At 68.0% G+C, this 10,179-nt stretch carries 7 protein-coding genes; 3 read left to right on the forward strand and 4 right to left on the reverse strand.

Annotated features, from left to right (window positions below; all coding sequences use genetic code 11):
• Window positions 1-124: 124 nt before the first annotated feature.
• Window positions 125-871 (reverse strand): EAL domain-containing protein, encoded by a 747-nt coding sequence (locus tag ABQ137_RS06160; protein ID WP_024938629.1) that lies wholly within the window; start codon window positions 869-871, stop codon window positions 125-127.
• Between the two features lie 148 nt (window positions 872-1,019).
• Between ABQ137_RS06160 and ABQ137_RS06165 the strand changes: the two genes are divergently transcribed.
• Both ABQ137_RS06165 and ABQ137_RS06170 read left to right on the forward strand, forming a co-directional pair.
• On the forward strand, window positions 1,020-1,658 hold the full coding sequence (locus ABQ137_RS06165; RefSeq protein WP_349781593.1) for an HD domain-containing protein: 639 nt from the start codon (window positions 1,020-1,022) through the stop codon (window positions 1,656-1,658).
• A gap of 439 nt (window positions 1,659-2,097) precedes the next feature.
• The gene (locus ABQ137_RS06170; RefSeq protein ID WP_349781595.1) at window positions 2,098-4,635 is read left to right on the forward strand and encodes an excinuclease ABC subunit UvrA; all 2,538 of its coding nucleotides are present in this window, start codon (window positions 2,098-2,100) and stop codon (window positions 4,633-4,635) included.
• A gap of 525 nt (window positions 4,636-5,160) precedes the next feature.
• Here ABQ137_RS06170 and ABQ137_RS06175 read toward each other — a convergent pair.
• Window positions 5,161-7,443, reverse strand: a complete 2,283-nt coding sequence (locus ABQ137_RS06175) for a glycoside hydrolase family 3 N-terminal domain-containing protein (protein WP_349781597.1) — start codon at window positions 7,441-7,443, stop codon at window positions 5,161-5,163.
• A 173-nt stretch (window positions 7,444-7,616) separates the two neighbouring features.
• On the opposite strand from ABQ137_RS06175, the gene ABQ137_RS06180 reads away from it, so the two are divergent.
• Window positions 7,617-8,117, forward strand: coding sequence for a DUF421 domain-containing protein (locus ABQ137_RS06180; protein ID WP_053051582.1), 501 nt, complete (start codon window positions 7,617-7,619; stop codon window positions 8,115-8,117).
• Between the two features lie 94 nt (window positions 8,118-8,211).
• On the opposite strand, the gene ABQ137_RS06185 is transcribed toward ABQ137_RS06180, so the two are convergent.
• The gene (locus ABQ137_RS06185; protein WP_102254656.1) at window positions 8,212-9,375 is read right to left on the reverse strand and encodes an SGNH/GDSL hydrolase family protein; all 1,164 of its coding nucleotides are present in this window, start codon (window positions 9,373-9,375) and stop codon (window positions 8,212-8,214) included.
• A gap of 35 nt (window positions 9,376-9,410) precedes the next feature.
• Window positions 9,411-10,163 (reverse strand): SDR family NAD(P)-dependent oxidoreductase, encoded by a 753-nt coding sequence (locus ABQ137_RS06190; RefSeq protein WP_184431870.1) that lies wholly within the window; start codon window positions 10,161-10,163, stop codon window positions 9,411-9,413.
• Window positions 10,164-10,179: the final 16 nt, after the last annotated feature.

The following is a 10,179-nucleotide window of genomic DNA, read 5'->3' on the forward strand; positions in this document are numbered from 1 at the left end:
GATTGGGGAATCGGGAATCGTAAAAGCGGCTTGCGTGCTGTTTGATTTGGTCGGGCGGGGATTTTGTGTGGGGCGATGGCAAGTCTGCTGAGGGGGCGCGGTTCGCTTGCTTCGTGGCGCCCACTTACTCCGGCCAGTGCACCTGTGGTAGCTCGCCGATTGTTGGGCGGGCGAACAGATAGCCTTGCTGCAGGTGGATGCCCATGTCGCGCAGGGTGCGGTATTCGTCCGGGTGTTCGATGCCTTCGGCGATGACGGCGATGCCGAGTTCTTCGCACATGCGGGTGGTGTGGCGGACGATGGCCTGGCGGCTGCGGTCGGCGTCGATGCCGCGCACCAGGGCGATGTCCAGCTTGAGCAGGTCCGGCTGGAAATCGGCCAGCAGGCCGAGGCCGGAATAGCCGGCGCCGAAGTCGTCGATGGCGGTCTTCAGGCCGCGCGCCTGGTAGGTGCGCATGATGTCGAGCAGATGCGCCGGCTCGGCCAGGTGTTCCTGTTCGCTGACCTCGAAGATGATGGCGTCCAGCGGCCAGCCGTACTGCGCAGTGGCCGAGAGCGTGGCGCGCAGGCAGTGTTCGGGGTTGTAGACCGCGTTGGGCATGAAGTTGATCGACAACAGGGCCGGCAGCGCGATCTGCGCGGCGCATTCGATCGCCTTGATGCGGCAGGCCTGGTCGAAGGCGTAGCGGTTGCGCTCATCCACGGCGGCCAGGATGCTGCCGGCCGATTCGCCGTTGACGCCGCGCACCAGCGCCTCACCGGCATAGATGCTGCGGGTGGACACGTCCACGATCGGCTGGAACGCCATGGTGATGGCGGTGGGAAAGTCCTGGCCGTCGCGGCAGGCGTTGCAAACGGGGAGCGTGGGCATGGCTGAGCAATCGTGCGGCGTGGAGGTAGCCTAGCGGTATCGGCCGCAACAGCGCGTCATTGAGTCTGCACACGCATCCTCGCGCCATCCTCACCTGGGGCGTCACCGGGCTCGGCGATAATGCGCCATTCCCCGCATCGGACGCCCCATGACCGCTCTCACCGAACGTTACGCCCTGGCCGTGGATTACGCGCGCATTGCCCATGCCGGGCAGGTACGCAAGGGCACGCAGATTCCGTATCTGAGCCATTTGCTGGGCGTGTCCACGCTGGTGCTGGAATGCGGCGGCGACGAAGAACAGGCCATCGCCGGGCTGCTGCACGATGTGGTGGAAGACTGCGGCGGCGGTCACGAGGCCTCGATCCGCGCGCAGTTCGGCGATGCGGTGGCCGACATCGTGATGGCGTGCAGCGATGCCACCGCCGAAGACAAGGCCGAGGTGGACAACACCGCCAGCGCGCGCAAACGCGACTGGCGCGAGCGCAAGCTGGCCTACCTGGAGCACCTGCGCAACACGCCCGAGCGCGCCTTGCTGGTGTCCGGCTGCGACAAGCTCTATAACGCACGCACCATCGTGCAGGACCTGGAAAACCCGGACGTGGGCCAGGACATCTTCAACGTGTTCACCGCCGGGCGCGCCGGCACGTTGTGGTACTACGGCGAGCTTGAGGAGATCTTTCGCACGCGTGGCGCGGCGACTGCACGGCTGTTCAGTGGTGTGGTGGCGCGCATGCAGGCGCTGGCGGAGACCGGCGAGCAGCCGGTGCCGGCGCACGCGCTGGGGTGATTGTGTTGTAGAGCGGCTGGTTTGTGAGTTGGCTGCAGGGCCCTTGCCCGCCCACCCTCGCAGGACACGCCGCAAGTACGTCCATGTAGGCGCTTACGCGGCATCCATGCCGCGTAAGGTCCCGCGACGGTGGGCGGACAAGGACCAGTTGAGTTGGCCGGCGCGCATGGTTTTCAACAAAGCAGCCGGCAACTGTCTTGTGCGGTGTCCTCGCCGCTTGCGGGACCGTGTGGTGGCATGGATGCCGCCATCTAGCCCCCACGAACGGGTTTACGGCATAGCCCGCGAGCGGTGAGGGCGCTGCGCCTTCGACTGATGCATTCCAGGGCGATCAGCGAGTTGCTTGAGTGGAGCGCCGCAGGACTCGCCGTCAACACTGACACCGGCTGTATGCGGCACGCGGTAGGCTGGCGCATTGTCGAATGTCGGTGTGTCACTCATGTCCAGCGCAGCGTCGTCTTCCTCCGGCCTGGTGCGCGTGCGCGGTGCGCGCGAGCACAACCTCAAGAACGTGGACGTGGACATCCCGCGCGATGCGCTGGTGGTGTTCACCGGGGTGTCCGGCTCGGGCAAGTCGTCGCTGGCGTTCGGTACCGTGTTTGCCGAAGCGCAGCGGCGTTACCTGGATTCGATCTCGCCGTATGCGCGGCGCCTGATCGACCAGGTCGGCGTGCCGGAAGTGGATTCCATCGAAGGCCTGCCGCCGGCGGTGGCCTTGCAGCAGGCGCGCGGCGCGCCGAGTGCGCGCTCGTCGGTGGGCAGCGTCACCACCATCTCTAACTCCCTGCGCATGCTGTATTCGCGTGCGGGCAGCTATCCGCCGGGGCAGGACATCATCTACGCCGACGGCTTTTCGCCCAATACCCCGGCCGGTGCCTGCCCCACCTGCCATGGCCTGGGGCGTATCTACGATGCGACCGAGGCGACCATGGTGCTGGATCCCACGCTGAGCATCCGCGATCGCGCGGTTGCCGCCTGGCCCGGTGCCTGGCATGGCCAGAACCAGCGCGACATCCTCACCACGCTGGGCCACGACGTCGATCTGCCGTGGCACAAGCTGCCGAAGAAGACCCGCGACTGGATCCTCTACACCGACGAGCAACCGGTGGTGCCGGTGTACGCCGGCTACAACCTGGACGAGGCCAGGCGCGCGCTGCGCCGCAAGGAGGAGCCCAGCTACATGGGCACCTTCACCAGTGCGCGGCGCTATGTGCTGCACACCTTTGCCACCACGCAGAGCGCGCAGATGAAAAAGCGCGTGGCGCAGTACCTGATCAGCACGCAGTGCCCGCAGTGCGACGGCAAGCGGCTGCGCCGCGAGGCGCTGTCGGTGACCTTCGCCGGCCTGGATATCGGCGAGCTGTCGCGGCGGCCGCTGGACGAGGTGGCCGACCTGCTGCGCCCGGCTGCGGAAGGTGCCGGTGGCAAGCGCAACGACAAGCGCAAGCAGGCCGACACGCATCCCGAGCAGGCGATCGCCGCGCAACGCATCGCCGCCGACCTGCGTGCGCGGATCGAGGTGGTGCAGGCGCTGGGCCTGGGCTATCTCAGCCTGGAGCGCAGCACGCCGACGCTGTCGCCGGGCGAGCTGCAACGGCTGCGGCTGGCCACGCAGATCCGCTCGCAGTTGTTCGGCGTGGTGTATGTGATGGACGAGCCATCGGCGGGCCTGCATCCGGCCGATGCGCAGGCCTTGCTGGGCGCGCTGGATCAGCTCAAGGCCGCCGGCAATTCGGTATTCGTGGTCGAACACGAGGTGGATGTGATCCGCCACGCCGACTGGATCGTCGACGTCGGCCCGGCTGCCGGCGTGCACGGCGGGCAGGTGCTGTACAGCGGCCCGCCCGCGGGACTGGAGCAGGTGGAGGCCTCGTCCACGCGGCGTTACCTGTTCGGCACCCCGCCGCAGGTGCACAGCCATGCGCGTGCAGCCACCGGCTGGCTGCAGTTGCGCGGCATCACCCGCAACAATGTGCGCGAGCTGGATGTGGACCTGCCGCTGGGTGTGTTCACCACCGTGACCGGTGTGTCCGGCTCGGGCAAGTCGTCGCTGGTGAGCCAGGCATTGGTGGAGTTGCTGGCCGCCCATCTTGGACAAACCCAGGCAGAAGAAGACGAAGCGCTGGACCCGCTGGAGCGCGGCACGCAGGTGCCGCTGGGTGGTGCGATCGTCGGCGGGCTCGACCAGGTGCGCCGCCTGGTGCGGGTGGACCAGAAACCGATCGGCCGCACGCCACGTTCGAACTTGGCCACCTACACCGGCCTGTTTGATCCGGTGCGCAAGTTGTTTGCCGCCACACCGGCCGCGCGCCGCCGTCGTTACGACCCGGGGCAGTTTTCGTTCAACGTCGCCAAGGGCCGCTGCGCCACCTGCGAGGGAGAGGGCTCGGTGCATGTGGAATTGCTGTTCATGCCCAGCGTGTACGCGCCATGCCCCAGCTGCCACGGCGCGCGCTACAACGCCAAGACCCTGGAGATCGTGCTGCGTGGTCACAACATCGCGCAGGTGCTGGCGCTGACCGTGGACCAGGCTGCCAGCTTCTTTGCCGACGACGCCAGCGTGCTGCGCCCGTTGCAGGTATTGCGCGAAGTGGGGCTGGGCTATCTGCGGCTCGGCCAGCCGGCCACCGAGCTGTCCGGCGGCGAGGCGCAACGCATCAAGCTGGCCACCGAGCTGCAACGCGCGCAGCGGCGCGACACTGTGTACGTGCTGGACGAGCCGACCACCGGTCTGCATCCGGCCGACGTGGATACCTTGATGCGTCAGCTGCAAGGCCTGGTAGAGGCCGGCAACACGGTGATCGTGGTCGAGCACGACATGCGCGTGGCCGCCAGCAGCGACTGGGTGCTGGACATGGGCCCGGGCGCGGGCGGCGCGGGTGGCGCTGTCGTGGCGGCAGGTGCGCCGGAGGCGGTTGCGCGGCAGCGTGGCAGCCGCACTGCGCCGTTCCTTGCAGAGGTGTTGCGCGGGAACTAAGCGTGGCTGACAACCCTTTCGAAGGTTGTAGCGATGGCGGCAGCATGTTGCCCAGACGCGCCTTCGATGACGAGTGAATCGATGTCGGCATGGCAGCGAGTTGCTCGCATCGAAGAACTGATCAGACCGCACTGCGTCTCCATCGCATCGCGTTGCGGGGCACGGCACGGCATCACTGCCCCTGACCATGCACACCGACCAACTCGACGGGTCCTTGCCCACCCACCGTCGCGGGACCTTACGCGGCATGGATGCCGCGTAAGAGCCTACATGGACGTACTTGCGGCGTGTCCCGCGATGGTGGGCGGGCAAGGACCCCGCAGCAAACCCGCAGATCGTCCGCTGTAAACCCGGGCACACGCACCGTCCAATCCCCCTCAAGACCCAGTCCCCTCTCAAGACGACCGAGAGCGTGAGCGCATTGGGGATGTGCTCCCGAGCCAACCTGGGCGCGATGCCTTCTGCGTGAGCGAGACACGCCCCGTATTCATCCCCTGAGCTGGCCATTCCGATTGCCGCTGGCGCTCAGCCCATCAATTCAAAACTTGCAGACACGCCCTCGGCCTCTGCAGAGGGCGCCACCCAGACATCGAATACGCCAGGCTCTACCGTCGGCTTCAATGCCTGGCCGATAAACAGCAGGTCCTCACGGCGCAGCACGAACTCCACCACCGCGCTGCCGCCCGCCGGCACCGCCAGCTTGCGGAAGTCCTTCAGCTCGCGCACCGGGCGGGTGATGCTGGCGCTGCGGTCGCGGATGTAGAGCTGCGCCACTTCCTCGGCATCGCGTGTGCCGCGGTTGTGGATGCGCGCGCTGATGCGCAGGCTGCCGGCTGCCGCCATGCGTGCATCGCTCAAGCGCAGCTCGCCGTATTCGATGCGGCCATAGGTCAGGCCGTGTCCGAACGGAAACAACGCGGCATTGGGCGCGGTGCGGTAGCGGGTCTTGAACGGTTGCAAGGCATCCGGGCGCGGGTCGGCACGGCCGCTGGGCTTGTGCGCATAGCTATAGGGCACCTGCCCGGCGGTGTGCGGAAAACTCACCGGCAGGCGCCCGGACGGACCATGCGCGCCAAACAGGATGTCCGCCAGCGCGGCGCCCGATGCCGAGCCCAGGAACCAGCCGACCAGGATCGCCGGCGCCTTGAGCACCGGGCCATCGATCACCAGCGCACGGCCGTTGCTGAGCACCACCACCACCGGCGTGCCGGTGGCTGCCACCGCAGCCAGCAGCGCTTGCTGCACGGCGGGAATGACGATCTCGCTGCGCGATTGCGCTTCGCCGGAGTAGCGCATCGGCTCGCCGATTGCCAGCACTGCCACATCCGCGGACGCCGCTGCGGTGACGGCCGCCTGCACGCCGCCGGGCAGGCCATGTTCGAAGTCGCAGCCTTCCACCACCTGCAGGCTGCCCGGGTTGCCCAGCCGCGCGCGCACTGCGGTGGCCAGATCGTTGCCGCTGTCGTCGCCGCCGAACAGCGTCCACGGGCCGGCGCTGTCGGTCCAGTTGCGTGCCATCGGCCCGATCAGCGCGATGCGTTGCCCCTGCGTTTTCAGTGGCAGCAGCTCGCCATCGTTCTTGAGCAGCACGATGGATTTGCGCGCCGCCTCGCGCGCCAGTGCCAGGCTGTCCGGGCGCCGCTGCCGCGCCTGCGCGCGTGCCGGCACGATGCGCAGGAACGGATTGTCGAACAATCCAAGCTCGGCCTTGAACTGCAGCACGCGCCGCACCGAGGCATCCAGCTGCGCCATCGTCACCTCGCCGGCGGCCACCAGCGCCGGCAGATGCTGCAGGTACAGCCCGCTCTGCATGCTGATGTCCACACCGGCCAGGAACGCCAGCCTGGTCGCCTCGCGCGCATCGCTGGCAAACCCGTGCCCGATCAGTTCCAAGTCGCCGGTGTAGTCGGACACCACCAGGCCGCGGTAGTCCCACTCGCCGCGCAATACCTCGCCCAGCAACCAGCGATTGGCGGTGGCAGGGATGCCGGCGATCTCGTTGAAGGCCACCATCGTGGTCACTGCGCCGGCATCGAAGGCAGCATGGAAGGGTGGGAAATAGACTTCGCGCAGGCTGCGCTCGGAGATGTCGACGGTGTTGTAGTCCAGCCCCGCCTCGGCGGCGCCATAGGCCGCGAAATGCTTGGGGCAGGCCGCAAGTGCGTCGGCATGATCCAGGCCCTCGCCCTGGAAGCCGCGCACGCGGGCCTGCGCAAGACGCCGGCCGAGCAGCACGTCTTCGCCACTGCCTTCCACGCCGCGCCCCCAGCGCGCATCGCGCGCGATGTCCACCATCGGCGCGAAGGTCCAGTCGATGCCGACCGCACTGGCCTCCAGTGCGGCCGCACGCGCGGTGCGTTGCGCCAGCGCCGGCTCGAAGCTGGCGGCCTCGGCCAGCGGCACCGGAAACACCGTGGTGAACCCGTGGATCACATCGGCGGCAAACAGCAGTGGAATCTGCAGGCGGCTCTGCAGCGCGGCCTGCTGCAGTTGCTGATGCCACAGCACATTGGAGCCATTGAAGATGCCGCCTACCCGCCCGGCACGCGCGGCAGCAAGCTGGCCCTCGGCCGTGGGCACGGTATTGATTGGATTGGCCGCTGCGGCGGCATCGGTCTGCTGCGCCGAACCGGACAGCGTCAGCTGGCCGGCCTTTTCTTCCACGCTCATGCGTGCGATCAACGCATCGATAAAGGCCGGCGCCGCGGCCGCACGACGCGGCAGCGCAACTCCCACCGGTACCTGTGCCAACACCGCTGCCGAAGCAGTGCCCAGCAGCAACCCGCGACGCGTGATCCCTTTCCGCATGCCCGCCATCCCCGTCTGTCCAGGCCAGACGCTAACGGATCACCAGCGAAAAGCCGTGATGCGCTGCACGATGGGTGCCGGGCCGGCGGTCTCGGCAACGACGGCGACAGCACGGCGCCTTCACCGTTTCCGCACTAGCGTGCGCCATCGATCAACGGCGGTCAGGACACACGATGCTGGACGTGGAAACACGCGTGCGCTTTTACGAAATGATGCACCTGGACATGCCGTGGTGGGAGTTCGTCCTGCGTGCGGTAGCGGTCTATACCGTGGTCCTGCTGTTGACGCGCCTGACCGGCAAGCGCGCGCTTGGCCAATCCACGCCGTTCGACGTGCTGCTCATCGTGCTGCTGGGAACCGCGGTGCAGAACTCGTTGATCGGCAAGGACGTCTCGCTGCTGGGCGGCATGATCCTGGCGGCCACCTTGCTGGTGTTGAACTGGCTGGTGGGCATGGCCACCGCGCGCAGCCGGCGGATCGATACCTGGGTGCAGGGCACCCCGGCGCTGCTGGCGCGTGGCGGTGAGATCTACTGGAAGGAACTGGTCCGCCACAACGTCAGCTATGCCGATTTCGAAGTGGCAAAACGCAAGGCCGATTGCCGCGACGATGCCGATATCGACATGGCGATCCTGGAGACCTCCGGGGAGATCAGCATCCTAAAAAAGCGCTAGCGCGCCGGCAGGCCGGCGCGCATGCCGGCGGTGCCGCCGCACCACCGCGGCAGCCAGCCTGGCGCATGTGCGCCACGGCATGGCGACCGGCGGATCAGCGGGCCTTGCAGAACAACGACAGGTCCACCGACTCGGCCATGCGCTGGTAACCGGCATCGTTGGGATGCAGGAAGTCGCGGGTCAGCGCGGCGGGCAGCCACTCCGGCCTGGCCGGGTCGCGCAGCGCGGCGTCGAAGTCGATCACCGCATCGAATGCCTGCCCGTCGCGGATGAAGCCGTTGAGCGTCTGACGCGTGGCCGCCGCCACCGGTTCGTAGCGGTCGGAGTTGCCGAACGGGGTCAGCGTGGCGCCGATCACCGCGATGCCGTGCTGCTGCAGCCGGGTCACGATCTGGCGATATCCCAGCACCATGTCGGCGGCATTGCGGCCGGCAATCGCATCCGGCGGACCGCTGTGGCGGATGTCGTTGATGCCTTCGAACAGGATCACCTGGTCCACGCCGGGCAGCGCCAGCACGTCGCGATCCAGCCGCGCCAGCGCGCTGGGGCTGCGGCCGTCGTCGAGCAGCTTGTTGCCGCTGATGCCGGCGTTGAGCACCACCACGCTGCCGGGGCAACGCTGCTCCAGCCGCCTGGCCAGCAGGGCCGGCCAATCGCCATTGGCGCCGCGCGTGGCGGTGGCGCCTTCGGTGATGGAATCGCCCAGCGCCACCACCACCGTCTGGCGTGGATGCGGTGGTTGCACGTAAAGGGCGGAGATGACGTTCTGGCGATACGCCAACGCTTTGCTGTCCGGCACCTCGGCCTGGCCCTTGACCACCCGCACTGCCGTGCGGCGTACCGCCGGCCGCGCCGGCGTGGGGAAATACAGGCTGACCGCCACCTCGCCCAATGCCGGTGCGCGCAGCGGCACCGGGTCGCTGAGCAGCACGCCACCGGGCGGCACGGTCACGCTGGCGCGCCCGTCAAAGCGCAGCGGTTGCGCACCGCCGCCGCCGCCGAGCAGGCGCGCGGTGCCCGCAGCGACGGTCAGCGGTGCGGTGCCCAGCTCGTTGCTGATGCGCACGCGCAGGGCCACTGCCGCACTGCCCAGGCGCATGTCCTGGCGTACCGTTTCATCGGCAAATTGCAGCGGCGTGTCGGCACCGCCGTCGAGCCGGTCCGGTGTTGCCGAAGCGATCCAGGCCGGCACCCAGCGTGGTGCGGGGTGCGCCGTGGCCGGGCCTGCCAGCACCACACTCAGTGTCGCAGTCATCATCCATCGCCAGCGCATGCGCAGGACTCCTTTGTCGATCAGGAAAAGAACACGCCGCCGTTGACGTCCAGGTTGGCGCCATTGATGAAGCTGGCCGCATCCGAGGCAAGGTACAACGCCGCATCGGCGGCTTCCTCCGGGCGGCCTTCGCGCCGCAGCGGGGTGGCATTGGCGACGAAGGCACGCACTTCCGGCTTGGTGAAGTCGTCGTGGAAGCGGGTGGAGATCATGCCGCAGCACAATGCGTTGACGCGGATGCCGCGTGGGCCCAGTTCCTTGGCCATCGCACGCGAGAAGGTCATCACCGCCGCCTTGGCGGTGGCGTAGATGGCCGCGCCCGGCCCGCCGCCATCGCGCCCGGCAAGCGAGGCGAAATTGACGATCGCACCGCCTTCGCGCATATGCGGCACCACCGCCTGGGTGGTCAGGTAGACCGATTTGAGGTTGAGGTCCATCACCTGATGGAAGAAGGCCTCGTCGATGTCGGCCAGTGGCTTGCGCGCCAGCATGCCGCCGGCCACGTTGATCAGCACGTCGATGTGCTGGCCGAAGGCGGTGCGCGTGGCGGTCAGCAGGCCAGCCACGGCGGTGGCATCGGTGACGTCGGCGCGGTGCAGGATGCCCTGGCCGCCGGCGGCCTGCAGCTGTGCCAGGGTGTCGCGCGCGCTGGCGTCGTCGTTGGCGTAGTTGATGCAGACCTTGGCGCCGGCCGCGGCCAGCTTGAGCGAGATGGCGCGGCCGATATCGCGGCCACCGCCGGTGACGATGGCGACCTTGTCGTGGAAGTGCATGCGGGTGTGTCCTGTT

Origin of the sequence: Xanthomonas sp. WHRI 8393 (genome assembly GCF_040203315.1) — a bacterium.
Lineage (GTDB): Bacteria > Pseudomonadota > Gammaproteobacteria > Xanthomonadales > Xanthomonadaceae > Xanthomonas > Xanthomonas arboricola.